Below are 13565 nucleotides of genomic sequence, written 5' to 3'. Positions count from 1 at the left end.
TATAAGGTACTGGAAGCCGGCAACGGTAATGATGCCGAAGCCATGATATTGGCCGAACAGCCTGATATTGTACTGCTGGATTGGATGCTGCCCGGTAAGCCCGGCTCAGAAGTTTGCGCAAATATCCGCGAAAAAGGTTTTGACAGCCTCATTATCATGATGACTGCTAAAGCCCAGGACGTTGATAAAATAGAGGCTTATAACTTTGGGGTATCTGATTATATCACCAAGCCTTATAATATGGATGTGCTGGTAGCCATGATCGAAAATAAGATCAAATTTTCCCTCAACAGCGAAAAGCCCGAATCATACCGTTTTGCCAACATGGAGCACCTGCCCAACACGCATTTGCTTATCCGTGATGGCCGTAAAATAGAGCTTACTATCCTCGAAAACAGGATCCTGCTATACTTCCTCAAAAACAAAAACAAGGTTATAAACCGCGAAGAACTGATGATGGAAGTTTGGGGCTATAACGCCGATGTAAATACCCGCACACTGGATATGCACATCGTTCGTCTTCGTAAAAAAATAGAAACCAATGCCGATTCGCCGCAATATTTACAAACCGTAAGGGGGATTGGGTATAAGTTTGTTTATAACCAGTAGTTTCAGTTTGCAGTTTTAAGTGGGCAGTTTGCAATTCTGCAAATAGGCTTTTAAAAATATGTCATTGCGAGCGAAGCGTGGCAATCTCGTAGCCAATGCATGTCCAACCTGTATAGCTACGAGATTGCCACGTCGCTCCTCGCTCAATCCTGGGCTGCTCCTCGCAATGACATGTTTATGATGATCGCTTCTCATACACCCTTGCTACAATAAAATCCCCGAAAAAGGTTTTATCCTCAATCACATCATACCCAGCAGTATTAAAGCGTTTTTCAATTGCTGGCAGCTTGCTGGCTTCTATCCCGCAAAGTAGCCTGAAAAAAATAAACATGCTTTTAAGCAGTATATTTTGCCACCAGCGGCCGGTAAGCTGAAAATCGGCATTGAGCCAAAGGCCACCGGGCTTTAACAGGTTATGCAAATGATTAAAAACGATATCAACCGTTTCATCCAAAAAATTATCGAATAAAAATGGTGTGATTACGACGTCAAACCCATTGGGAAGCTTAACGTTTTCAACAGCCTCATTAACAAATGTAACCTGGTTTTGGCCGGTTTGTCTTTTTTGCGAGAGAGCCGTCATATTAGCCGAGATTTCCACATAAGTAATGTTTAATCCTGCCGGGTGTATTTTGGCAAGCTCATCCAGGATCCAGCCTGTTCCGCCACCGACTATAAGTACTTTGCTATTTGCCGGGACAAAGTTTAACAAATACACCTGTGAGTTTACCAGCGCCCTGCCATATACCAATCTTGAAAGCCGATCATAAAACCATGCAGAGTTGTTATAATTGGCAGCCATGGTTTAATGGAAAAAGTATTTAAGAGCATTAAAGACTACAATAATCACGTACTGTAAAATCAGTACGCCATCCATATAAAAAAAGTAATAATACTCGTCTTTTTCCCAGGCCGACCTAAAGATGAGCCAGCCGGTGAGGATCATGGTAAGTGTAAGCGCAAAAAAATCAAGGCTGAACCCATTTTGCCTGAACAGGAACAATAGCACAATGTAACCTGCAAGCAGTACCTGGCAAAATAGGTACGCATTTTTTTCGCCCCAAACTACGGGAATGGTTTTGAGCCCCATTTTACGGTCGTCAAACAAATCACGGATATCAAAAGGGATTGTTAGTGCACCTATGAATAGAAAACGTTTGGCGATGAGTATAGTGGTATCGCGCATGGAAATATCAGTCAGGTGCTGGTGCATCGATTCCAATACCGGAAACAACACACAGCTCATTGTCCATACCAGTGTGATCAAAAAAGGCTTTAAGCCGGGGATGTTCCGCAAGCCAAATTTATGTTCACCAACGGTGAACAGCGGCAGACCGTAGCCAAAAGAAAGGATACTGAGAAATATGAGCAGGATCTTTGACTCGGTAGTGATGATAAAGAACAACGGGATCAGCGACAGCAACGAAACGATGGTAAAGGTTACCATCAACCTGTAATGTGCAAAAAACCAGCGTACTCTCTTATACGGTGATCTTTGGGGTTTGGCGGGTCGGGTGATCAGGATACAAAAATTGTAAATACCCAGCGTTGAGGTAAACAATAAACCCAAAACAGGAAATACCGGTTTCGATCCTATTAAATGAAAGGTTAACAGGGCCTGTGCTACGGCACAAAGCGACATGAAAATATTACTAAAAAGCAGAAAATCTAATACAGATTGTAGTAATTTCTTCATCGGTAATAATTGCCAGCCTGTACCTGATCATCTAAGAAATAGGTTGCGAAGGATCGATGCCGGCTTTTAATGTAAATATCGTAATCTCCGGCAATATTCCAACTCTGCCGGTTAAACCAACAAAGCCAAAGCCTACATTTACATATAATTGTTGCTTGTTTTCCTGGTAATGGCCGGCCCACTCGTTATAAACATAGGTAACAGGGCTGTATTGGAAATGCTCGGTACGTATGCCAAACTGCATGCCGTGGGTATGCCCGGCAAACATGGCATCAATTTGAGGGTATTTAGGTAATACCTCGGCCCGCCAGTGCGATGGATCATGCGACAGCAGGAGTTTTACCGGCAGGTCATCGGTATTTTTTACCGCAAGGTCCATACGGCCATATTTGGGAAAGCGGCTGTATTCGCTCCAGTTTTCAATACCTAAGAGCCCTATTTCCTCACCATCTATTTTAAGTCGACGGTTTTCGTTACGAAGCAGGTCCCAGCCCATGTTTTTGTGGGTAGCTATCAGGTCGTCATGGTTTTTCTTTTTATTTGCCAGGGAATCCCAATCGCCATAGTCACCATAATCATGGTTGCCCAGTGTTGAAAAAACACCGAGTGGCGCCTTTACCTTGCTGAAAATATCCTGGTAATCGGTCATTTCTGAAGCTTCGCCGTTAACCAGGTCACCGGTAAAAAATATCAGGTCTGTTTTTTCTTTCAACAGCATTTCAACACCGCCAAGCACTGCCTTTTTATTATAAAAGCTGCCCGAATGAATATCCGAGATCTGCCCTATCCTTAAGCCGTCAAATGCTTTTGGCAAATTAGGCAGGTACATGGTTTGATACAGCACATGATAATCATACGAGCCTTTTGGCATAGCCGTTTTAATAGCAGCTAAAGGCACAGCAGCAGCCAGCAAACCTGCTTTTAACAGGAACTCCGAACGGGGGATGGCATCTATGTTAGTGGCAGGAGCAGTTTGATTGAGAGAAGCAGGAGCCGTTGTAGTAGTTAGAATGGGAGTATTAGCTACAGCGTTTTTCTTTTTCAGTACAACCTTCCGCCTGATATCATCGGCAAAAATGAACAGTATGAAAGTGAATTTACAGATGAGCAGGATAAATGCAATCAGCAAGCAGGCTGCACGTACACCGGTTCCGGCAATCGTGATATAAGCGCCAGTTAAAAGAGCGGCAACCGTAAGGAATGAGCTTGCCCAATAAAAAATGGCGAATGCTTTTGATTGAAGCAGTCGCCATTTTTTGAATGCGCCGCGGATGCCCTGTAAAACATACCGGTCAACCAGCAGCTCAATTATGATCCAGAATAAAATACTCAGCGCTTTTAGTATCATGTTAGCGCCGGTATTTAGTATCTGTCGTCGTCAATATCAAGGTCGTCGTCATCGGGCTGCAAGTTAAACAAACTGTTAAACATATCCGAAAACGCGAAGCCATTATCAAGGAAACCTTTATTCAGTTGTGAAAACTCCGACAGGCCATGAAGTACAAATTCCATCAGCAGCAATTGCTGACTTTCGCCTAAGCGCGGGTGGATCTTTTTAACAAGGTCTTTCAAACCTGCTACTTCTTCTAATGCTTTTTTATACTCCTGCATTGGCATATCATCAACCAACGCTACGTTATTGCCATCGCCAAACCAGTTGATAATAGCGGCATATGGATTAGGTGCTTTTGCTTTCTTCGCCTTTTCCGGGTCGGGGAAAAATGATAGCAACAAGCTTTTGATCGCTTTACCTATCAGGATGTTGGCCACTTTGCCAGGCCCTTCCAGCTCGCCTTCATAAACCAGCTCAATTTTACCGGTGATGGCAGGTATCACACCTAAAAAGTCGGTAATGCGCACGAAAGTTGTTTTTTCATGGTTGATGATCATCCTGCGCTCGGCATTACTGATCAGGTTTTCATAAGCCGAAATAGTTAAACGTGCCGATACGCCCGATTTTTTGTCGATATACTCAGAGTTACGGGCTTCAAAGGCAATTTGCTCAACCAGGTTCTTTACTAAACCATCGGCTTCGATTGCTATCCGTTGATCATCAGTAAGGGATGCTTCCTGCTGGGTGATCTTGCGTGAAATTTCAACCGAACGTGGGTAATGTGTCAGGATCTGGCTCTCGATACGGTCTTTTAGCGGTGTAACTATCGAACCACGGTTGGTATAATCCTCGGGGTTGGCTGTAAACACAAACTGGATATCCAAAGGTAAGCGCAGTTTAAAACCGCGGATTTGGATATCTTTTTCCTGAAGAATGTTGAACAGCGATACCTGGATCCGGGCCTGCAGATCGGGCAGCTCATTGATAACGAAAATGCCGCGGTGTGCACGGGGGATCAATCCGAAGTGGATCACACGTTCGTCCGAATAGGTTAACTTTAAAGTAGCTGCCTTAATAGGGTCAACATCGCCAATTAAATCGGCAACGGTAACATCAGGAGTAGCCAGCTTTTCGGTATAACGTTCAGAGCGGTGGATCCAGCCGATAGGGGTATCATCGCCTTTTTCGGTTATGATGCTATGGCCGTACCATGAGATAGGATTGTACGGATCATCAAACAATTCTGATCCTTCAATGTATGGAATATACTCGTCAAGCAGGTTAACCAGCAAACGGGCAATACGGGTTTTAGCCTGGCCGCGTAAACCTAACAGTAATATATTATGTCGCGACAGGATAGCAGTTTGCAGGTCGGGGATAACAGTATCTTCAAAACCGATGATGCCTTCAAAACCACCTTCGCGTTTTTTAAGCTGTTCAATCAGGTTAGCACGTAATTCATCTTTAACCGAACGGCTTTTGTAGCCTGTTTGCTTCAACTGGCCGAGGGTTTTTATATCTAATAATTTACTCATTCGTTTGTTATGGTTTCACCGATGAAGATTGATTTCACCGATTTTTTTATTTGTTGGGATTCCACGAATTATTTTGTGATTTCACCGATTTTTAACTAACCTCTAATCTCCAACCACTAATCTCTACCTTACAGTCTTTCTCCTGTTTCTGATGTAATCCTCAAAAATGTATTCACCAAGACCGTTCAGGGAGCTGTAAAATGCTTTGCCTCCGTTTGTTTCTGTGAATTTACGCACAAATTGCTGCAGGTAAGGGTCTTTTGCTATCATGAATGTGGTGATAGGTATTTTTAGCCGTTTACATTGGGCAGCCATGTTAAGGGTTTTGTTAACCACCTTTCTGTCCAACCCAATGCTGTTTTTATAATACCTGGTACCTTCCTTTAAACAGGTTGGCTTGCCATCGGTGATCATGAAAATTTGCTTGTTATGCGTTTTACGCCTACGGAGTAAGTCGGTAGCCAGTTCCAAACCCGCATAGGTATTGGTATGATAAGGGCCAACCTGTAAGTAGGGTAAATCTTGCAGGGTTATTGGCCATGCATCGTTGCCGAAAACAACAATATCCAGCGTATCCTTAGGGTATTTGGTGCGGATAAGTTCGGCGAGGGCCATAGCTACTTTTTTGGCCGGGGTAATCCTGTCTTCGCCGTAAAGGATCATGGAGTGCGAAATATCGATCATGAGCACGGTTGAAGTAAGGGTTTTGTAATCCATTTCCTCTACTTCAAGATCGCGTTCGGTCATCATAAAATCGCCGATGCCATGGTTAACCTGTGCGTTGTGGATAGACTGGGTCATATCTATCTGATCCAGACTGTCACCAAACTCAAATTCGCGGCGTTCGGCGTTTTTTTCATCACCCTGGCCCGATTGCGGAGAGCGGTGATTGCCTTTGCCCGATTTTTTTAGTTTGCCAAAGATCTCTTCAAGGGCCGACTGCCTGATGCTTTGCTCTGTTTTGGCTGTGATCTTAAACTCGCCATTCTGATTATCCTCATCCAGATAGCCTTTTTGTTTCAGCTCATCGATGAAATCGCCCATACCATAGTCATCGTTGGTGAGGTTGTATTGTTTATCGAGTTCGTTAAGCCAGGCTAAAGCTTCGCCGGCATCGCCCGATGTATAGTTGAGCAACTCGAGGAATAATTTCAGTAATTCGTCAAATCCGCCTTTAGGGATTTGATTGGGCTTAAATTTGGAAAATCCAAAACCGCGCATATTTTGTCCTTTCTGTACATAAAGGAACGGAATATTTTTATGAAAAGTTTCGCTATGAGAGTGATAAAGTAAATTGTTAGGTAAGTATGACAATTAAAGGGAGACACTTTGATGTGTTCTGCGTCACGTCATTGCGAGGCACGAAGCAAACCCCAACTTTACAGGGAGACCTGCTTAGCCGCTCTGCTTCTTGGGGATTGCTTCGTGCCTCGCAATGACGCTGGTAGTGTTAGGATACTAAATGTATGCCAAGCTGTTCAATAGTTCAGCCGGATATACCGGGTTTGCGCCGCGCTGGCTGGCTACGTATGAGCCTACCGAACAGGCTTTATCAACCACTTGTTGCATAGGTTTGCCAGAAAGTAAGCCGGCTACAAAGGTTGCCAGGAAAGCGTCACCGGCACCTACGGTGTCGGCTACCTTTACAGGGCAGCCGGGGCTGTCATAAAATTCATGATCATGCCATACTAATGCGCCATGCTCCCCGCGGGTTACGCAAATGGTTTGACTATGATATTTTGAACGAAATTCACCAATTTGATCACGAAGAGAAGCACTGCTGCCTCCGATGAGCAGATTAGCCTCTTCCTCATTCATTTTCACAACATCGGCACGGGCTACTAATGTTTCAATAGTTGATAATGTATAATGCGGCGGACGAAGGTTTACGTCAAACACTTTCAACGCCGGGGTTTCATCCAGCAAGTTTAATAATGTTTCGCGGGTGGTGGTTGTGCGGCAGGCTAAACTGCCAAATACAATGACTTTTACAGCCTGCGCCGCTTTAGTGAGTGCAGCCGAGGGCTGTATATTGTCCCAGGAAACGGGCTGGGGAATAATATAAGTAGCGGTGTTGGTTTCATCAAGCTGCACGGTAACCTCGCAGGTTGGAAATTCATCGTCCTGCTGGATCAGGTCTGAATACAGATCGTTGGTTTTTAAAAAGCCTATCAGCGCATCGCCAGAGCTATCCATTCCTACCGAACTCGCGAAAGTAGTTTTTACACCTTGCTGTACCAGATGCCGGGCTACATTCATAGGTGCGCCTCCGGCCTTTTTTCCGTCGCCAAAAGCATCCCATAAAACTTCGCCGAAGCTCAATACCTGATTTCCCATAGTTGATGTTGTTTTTAGTGTCGATGAAACCCAAATATAATGTATTAAGTTGGATTTTGTTTTTTTGTCTGAACCGGGATCATGTACATTCTTCGGACGCAAATTGAAGGAATTAAAGAATTAATGGAATATTTCCTTTTAATTCTGTTAATTCGGGCAATTCTTAAAATTCAGGTTCAGACAAAAAGCTACCTTTATTATATGAAAAGAATATTACTGAGTTTTGTGTTTATACTTGCCGCCACGTGTTGTTTCGCGCAAAACAGGCAAGCCATTCTGAAAGTGATGCACACACAGGAAGAAGCCTGGAACCGCGGCGATATTGAAAGCTTTATGCAAACCTACTGGAAATCAGACTCACTGGTTTTCGTAGGAAAAACAGCCCCCGCTTACGGCTGGCAAACAACACTTGAACACTACAAACAAACATATCCTGATAAGGCTGCTATGGGGCAGCTTACTTTCAATATTATTCAGGTAAAAGTGTTAGATGCAACCAACGCCTTTGTTTTAGGCGGATGGAAGCTGACCCGCGAAAAAGATACGCCTGGTGGCTATTTTACATTGTGGTTCAGGAAAATTAAGGGTGAGTGGAAAATAGTTTGTGACCATACTTCGTAGAGAGATTAGTTGGTTGGAGATGAGTGATTAAATAAAAAACGAGGTGTTGATTTAATACTACTGCATGAAAAGAGGTTTGGTAATTGGAAAGTTTTTGCCGCTGCACATAGGGCATATGGCTTTGATTGGTTACGCGCTTGAGCATTGTGATGAGCTTGTAGTGGTTATTGGTGCAAGCGATGATGAGCCCATTGCGGGAGATATCAGGCTTGGCTGGCTCGAAAAAACTTACGCGGATAATGAAAAGGTTAAACCTGTATTATTAAGTTACGATGAGGCCATGCTGCCGGGCATCGGCGATTCGATAGAAAACATGTCGAGACTTTGGGCCAGCTATCTTAAAAAGAAATTGCCTCCTATTGATGTGATATTTGCTTCCGAAGCTTATGGTGCCTACATGGGGCGGTTTTTAGATTGTGAAAGCGTTATTTACGAAGAGCCCTGCAAAGTTGTACCGGTGCAGGCGGCCAGGATCAGGGAGGAGCCTAATTTATACCTGCATTTTTTACCCGACGCGGTTAAGGAATATTATAAAAATCAGGCTGAATAACTCCGTTATATTTTGCCAACCCAATCCCTCTTAAAATCCGAGGGGTTTTTGCCGACTATCCTGTTGAAGAGTTTATTGAAATATGATAAGCTTTCAAAGCCTACCGCGTAACAGGTTTCGGTTACATTTTTATCCTGCATCAACAGGTTTTTGGCTACGTCGACACGGTATTGATTCACAAAATCGGTAAAGGTCATTTTGGTTTGCTTTTTAAAATACCGGCAAAAGGCTGCTGTTGTAAAATTAACTTTAGCTGCTACTACATTTACATCCGGCTTGAGGTTATAGTTGCTGCCGATATATTCATAAACAGCCCCCATTCTGATTTTATCCTTTAAAAAGAATTGCAGGTTTAGCTCATCATTGTTTAAAATGGTAAACTCATTTGAACCGGCCAGGATATTAAAGATCTCCATCAACCCCATTAATTGCTGAAACGAGCCTATCCCCGACAACTGTTTTAGTTTTTGTACGGCGAGTGTCCTCGTGTCACCATAAAAGGCAATCCCGTTTGCCGCTTTTTTAAAAAGTTGCTCAATAGCCGAAAATTCGGGCGTAATGCCTATCGCTGTTCCCATGAAATCTTCCTTTAATTGTACTACTATTTGGTGGTATTCGCTCCGGAGACGGTAATCAAAATTAAGATGGGGGAGGTTACTGCCGATAAGTACCAGATCATGCTGGGTATAGCCGGAGATATGCGAGCCAACGTGCCTGATCCCGGCATCGGCCTCCACATAAACCAATTCATATTCCGGATGATAATGCCACAGGAAAGTGTTCCTGAGCCGGGGTGAAAAGAGTTTGAACGATTTGCCCGGTTCAAAATCTACCTTCTCTAACTGGATCTTATCCATGTTGTATTGGATATTTAGTTTTATTAAAGATAGTTAATTGATCAATGTAGAGCAAATTTTGATCATTGTGCAGAATGAGCTGCCTTCGTTTCAGGTATAATTTTGAATTATAAATCAATATGAAATTATGAAGACTGAAAACGAAACCATGACAATGGCGACCGCATCTGCGAATGCCCATAAAGAGATCCCCGGCAATCCTTCTACTGCAAAATCAAGCCAGATCGGCCTGAATAAACGTGTGAACAATGAACCACTAAAAGTACTTAGCGAGGCGGACTGGCAGTTTTGGATAGAGAATGGTTATGTGATCATCAAAAACGCGGTACCTAAAGCGCAAGTTGAAAAGCTGGCCGATTACTTATGGCAATATGAAGGAAAAGATGCCAACGACATAGAAACCTGGTATAAAAAGCCCAATGCGCAAATGCAGATGAGCGAACTGAACAACACTGGTATGGTTGAGATTTATAATCAGCAGTTTATGTGGGATAATCGCCAATACCCAAAAGTTCATGCGGCTTTTGCGGATATCTGGGGCACAGAGAAACTATGGGTAACTATAGATAGGGCCAACTTGAATTTCCCGCTGCGCCCTGGCTTTGAATACAAAGGTTTTATTCATTGGGATTATGATCCCGAAACCAAACCTCAAAATGTGCAGGGCGTATTAGCCCTTGCCGATCAAACAGATGAAAATATGGGTGGTTTTCAATGTATCCCCGAACTATATCGAACATACGATACCTGGAAGCTAACCCAACCCGATGACCGTGATCACTACAAACCTGATACCACTGGCTTTGAAACGGTAAAAGTGAAACTGGAAGCCGGCGACCTGCTGATATTTAACAGTCTGCAGCCGCATGGTATCCGCCCTAATAAGAGCAATGATCAAGTGCGGATAGCCCAATACATATCTATGATGCCTGCACAGGAAGATAATGAAGAGTTAAGGCAGTGGCGTATCAACAGCTGGCAAAGCCGGGAAGCCATGCAGGGTTACGCTTTCCCCGGCGATCCGCTGGAACGAGAAAAGCAAAATCCTGTGGCTGAGCTTAGTGACTTGGGTAAAAAGCTTTTGGGGTTGGAAAGATGGTAATATATTCCGTTTAATTATTCCCGATACGCGTGTCCTCACGCGCATTTGCAAGCAAAGCAGCCGGCCGTGGGGACACGACCTCCGGGAAGAAAATAATATATTCCCGATACGCGTGTCCTCACGCGCATTTGCAGGCAAAGCAGCCGGCCGTGAAGACAGGGCCTTCGGGGGGAATCTGTAAATAAAAATAGCGATGGATAAAATCCATCGCTATTCAATATCATGACTTAAGCCTTCCGACTTAAAAAGGTTTTCCCGCGGCCAACTCTCTGTTTGCCCATTTAACAGCGAGGCCTTCACGGTATTTGGCATATTTGCCTTTGAACATCATTTTTAGCGCGCTGTCTACACCTCCTTTAACGGCCAGGTTGTACAGGCTTGCTGCTTTACGGCTTATACTTGCGTCCCAGGCACGCAGGCTTAGAGAGTATGATCCATCAATATATTTCATCCAATGCCAGTAGCCGGTAGGCATAAACAGGGTATCACCATGTTCAAGGAAAACCTCAATGCCTTCTACGCCGTCAAGCGCCGGGAATTTTTTAACATCGGGGTTTAATACATCATAATCCTCCAGAGCATAGGTAGCATTGGGGATACAGTAAAGGCGGCGTTTCCACTTATTTTCGAACAGGATCACATGTTTGCGGCCACCAAAATGGGTGTGGAAAATATGCGGAAGGTCGATATCGTAATGTAAAAATGTAACCGAGTTTGAACCGCCAAAAAACATGGCTGGCATGCTCTCTAAAAAGCCACCCATCAGGTCTTTGGGTAATACAATATCATCCAAAAGCTGTGGGGCTTGTTTAAATATATTAAAGAAAAAGATCCTTAATTCGGTTGGTTTACTGCGGATAAGGTCGATATACTCATCAAAAGGCATTTCGGTTGCCGATGAATTGATAGGTTTTGACGGATCGGCCTTTGAGTTATCATACAGTGGCACTACTTTGTTGCCAACAACCTGTTTTAAATATTCTGGTGTCCATTTTTCGCGGGCTGGCCAGCTTTTAGTAAGCCCTTTGATAACCAGCGGTCGACGAGGGTCTAAATAATTCTTCTTAAAGTCTTCGGGAGAAATATTTTCAACCGTATCGATCGGGTTAAGAATGAAGCACATATATAGTTTTATTACTTTAGGGGAGTTACGCCAATTTTAAAATAAAGTTACAGTATTGTTTCTTACTTATTTAAAAGCATTCAAAATAACGAAATAAACCCCAAAGTAGTATAACTATATCGCAATATTATGACCTGCTGGCAGCAAGTGCGTTGCTAATGCGTTCAATAGCCTGGCTCTGCTTCCAGTCTGTATAATTGTTTTGTAAGTGAATTTCTATTAAGTGTCAAGCTTGCGGTACAGATAACAGCAACCCGCGCACTACTTACTGCCAACCGGATCAATTTGGCATCAGCACAGCATTCACCACATGGATAAGGCCGTTGCTTTGTGCAACATCGGTAATGGTGATCCATGATTTGCCGCCTTTTTCATCAACAAGGTACAACTTTGCGCCCTGCGACATTACGGTAATAGTGCCTCCGCTTAAAGTATTCAACTCGGTTTTGCCTTTGCCTTCTTTCACCTTAGTTAACAAATCGGCCGAGCTCAGTTTACCGGGGATAACATGATAAGTTAAAGTTTTGATCAGGTTTGCTTTATTGGCCGGTTTTAACAGGTTATCAACAGCACCCGCAGGTAATTTGGCAAATGCCTCATTTGTTGGTGCAAATACAGTATAAGGCCCTGCACCTGATAGTGTTGGCGCCAGGCCGGCTGCTTTTACAGCGGCTACAAGTGTAGTATGATCTTTTGAACCCGATGCGTTTTGTACAATGTTTTTAGCCGGCGACATAACCGCGCCACCAACTGTTTTTTGGGCATAAGCTTTTGGAGCAGCGGCAAAAGTCAGTAATGCAAAAGCCGCGATGATTAGTTCTTTCATAATTTATAATAGTCAGGATAAAGTATCATTTAAAGATACGATTAGTAAAGCTAAACAGATCTAACGATCATTTTGCTTTGTAACAATGTATTGACTGTTACCGGGCGAATAGGTTTAAAAGAATAAACCAGCCGCTATATTATCAGCATACAGTTTACCTGTTGCACTAAGATAAATAACATTATCCATTTGAAGGATCCATTCCCTGTCGAAATATTCGGCGGCAGCTTTTAATACTTCGTCGGATGCCCCTTTGGCTATCTGGTTAAGTTTCGCCAGATCAAGGCCCCAAATGGTACGCAAGGAGGTCATGATATATTCGTTCAGACGGTTCTCTTCGGTTAATTCTTCGGTTTCGGCCTGTAGTTTTCCGGTTTCGAGTGCCTGCATGTATTTGGCGTTATTGGCTACGTTCCATTGCCGGGTATCACCATTATAAGAGTGCGCCGATGGGCCGATGCCTAAATATTTTACGCCTTTCCAATAATTGGAGTTGTGGCGCGAATACTGCCCGGGCTTACAAAAATTGGAGATCTCATAGTGTTCAAAGCCATGTGCTTGCATGGCGTCCATCAATACCATGAATTGTTCGGCACTTTGATGCTCGTTCATGGGGGGGTGCTTTTTTTTATTGATGAAAGCCGCCAGCGCAGTTTGCGGTTCAACCGTCATGGAATAGGTAGATACATGCGGAACGTTAAGCTCAAACACCTTATCCAGGTTTTGCTTCCATTTGGTATCGCTGAGCATGGGGTAACCGTAAATCAGGTCTACCGTGATGTTTTCAAAACCGGAGTCCTGGGCGCGTTTTACTGATGATTCTGCTTCCTGCCCGCGGTGTACACGGTTCATCCAAACCAGGTCCTCATCAAAAAACGACTGAATCCCTATGCTGAAGCGGTTAACGGGTGTTTGTTTCAAAGCTTTGAGTTTATCCGGTTTCAGATCATCGGGATTAGCTTCCAAAGTTATTTCG

14 protein-coding genes are annotated in these 13565 nt (G+C 43.7%); 4 read left to right on the top strand and 10 right to left on the bottom strand.

Going from position 1 to position 13565, the window contains the following annotated elements:
- Positions 1-609: response regulator transcription factor (locus VF500_RS06165; RefSeq protein WP_330858826.1), on the top strand; the 609-nt coding region annotated here is incomplete at its 5' end.
- Positions 610-784: 175 nt separating this feature from the next.
- Here VF500_RS06165 and VF500_RS06160 read toward each other — a convergent pair.
- The 6 genes from VF500_RS06160 to VF500_RS06135 form a co-directional block, all read right to left on the bottom strand.
- On the bottom strand, positions 785-1411 hold the full coding sequence (locus tag VF500_RS06160) for a class I SAM-dependent methyltransferase (RefSeq protein WP_330858825.1): 627 nt from the start codon (positions 1409-1411) through the stop codon (positions 785-787).
- A 3-nt stretch (positions 1412-1414) separates the two neighbouring features.
- The gene (locus VF500_RS06155) at positions 1415-2305 is read right to left on the bottom strand and encodes a hypothetical protein (protein ID WP_330858824.1); all 891 of its coding nucleotides are present in this window, start codon (positions 2303-2305) and stop codon (positions 1415-1417) included.
- Between the two features lie 31 nt (positions 2306-2336).
- On the bottom strand, positions 2337-3653 hold the full coding sequence (locus VF500_RS06150) for a metallophosphoesterase (RefSeq protein WP_330858823.1): 1317 nt from the start codon (positions 3651-3653) through the stop codon (positions 2337-2339).
- Between the two features lie 14 nt (positions 3654-3667).
- Positions 3668-5173 (bottom strand): sigma 54-interacting transcriptional regulator, encoded by a 1506-nt coding sequence (locus VF500_RS06145; protein ID WP_330858822.1) that lies wholly within the window; start codon positions 5171-5173, stop codon positions 3668-3670.
- Positions 5174-5296: 123 nt separating this feature from the next.
- A complete protein-coding gene (locus VF500_RS06140) occupies positions 5297-6394 on the bottom strand; it encodes a vWA domain-containing protein (RefSeq protein ID WP_110585920.1) in 1098 nt (365 codons plus the stop codon).
- A gap of 237 nt (positions 6395-6631) precedes the next feature.
- On the bottom strand, positions 6632-7510 hold the full coding sequence (locus VF500_RS06135; RefSeq protein WP_330858821.1) for a PfkB family carbohydrate kinase: 879 nt from the start codon (positions 7508-7510) through the stop codon (positions 6632-6634).
- A 201-nt stretch (positions 7511-7711) separates the two neighbouring features.
- On the opposite strand from VF500_RS06135, the gene VF500_RS06130 reads away from it, so the two are divergent.
- Together VF500_RS06130 and VF500_RS06125 are read left to right on the top strand one after the other, a co-directional pair.
- On the top strand, positions 7712-8131 hold the full coding sequence (locus tag VF500_RS06130) for a nuclear transport factor 2 family protein (RefSeq protein ID WP_330858820.1): 420 nt from the start codon (positions 7712-7714) through the stop codon (positions 8129-8131).
- A gap of 64 nt (positions 8132-8195) precedes the next feature.
- A complete protein-coding gene (locus VF500_RS06125) occupies positions 8196-8681 on the top strand; it encodes an adenylyltransferase/cytidyltransferase family protein (protein ID WP_330858819.1) in 486 nt (161 codons plus the stop codon).
- A gap of 5 nt (positions 8682-8686) precedes the next feature.
- Here VF500_RS06125 and VF500_RS06120 read toward each other — a convergent pair whose 3' ends face one another.
- Positions 8687-9538, bottom strand: coding sequence for an AraC family transcriptional regulator (locus VF500_RS06120; RefSeq protein WP_330858818.1), 852 nt, complete (start codon positions 9536-9538; stop codon positions 8687-8689).
- A 127-nt stretch (positions 9539-9665) separates the two neighbouring features.
- On the opposite strand from VF500_RS06120, the gene VF500_RS06115 reads away from it, so the two are divergent.
- Entirely contained in the window at positions 9666-10640 is a 975-nt protein-coding gene (locus tag VF500_RS06115) for a phytanoyl-CoA dioxygenase family protein (RefSeq protein WP_330858817.1), read from the top strand.
- A gap of 241 nt (positions 10641-10881) precedes the next feature.
- Here VF500_RS06115 and VF500_RS06110 read toward each other — a convergent pair whose 3' ends face one another.
- The 3 genes from VF500_RS06110 to hemW form a co-directional block, all read right to left on the bottom strand.
- Complete coding sequence (locus VF500_RS06110) at positions 10882-11763, bottom strand: cupin-like domain-containing protein (RefSeq protein ID WP_330858816.1); 882 nt, start codon at positions 11761-11763, stop codon at positions 10882-10884.
- Between the two features lie 280 nt (positions 11764-12043).
- The gene (locus tag VF500_RS06105) at positions 12044-12589 is read right to left on the bottom strand and encodes a fasciclin domain-containing protein (protein WP_330858815.1); all 546 of its coding nucleotides are present in this window, start codon (positions 12587-12589) and stop codon (positions 12044-12046) included.
- 114 nt (positions 12590-12703) lie between these two features.
- A partial coding sequence (gene hemW, locus VF500_RS06100) for a radical SAM family heme chaperone HemW (protein WP_330858814.1) occupies positions 12704-13565 on the bottom strand: 862 nt, incomplete at its 5' end.

This window comes from Mucilaginibacter sp. (genome assembly GCF_036383575.1).
Taxonomy (GTDB): domain Bacteria; phylum Bacteroidota; class Bacteroidia; order Sphingobacteriales; family Sphingobacteriaceae; genus Mucilaginibacter.
Note: the sequence above shows the minus strand (reverse complement) of the source record. Positions and strands in the feature narration are given on the sequence as shown.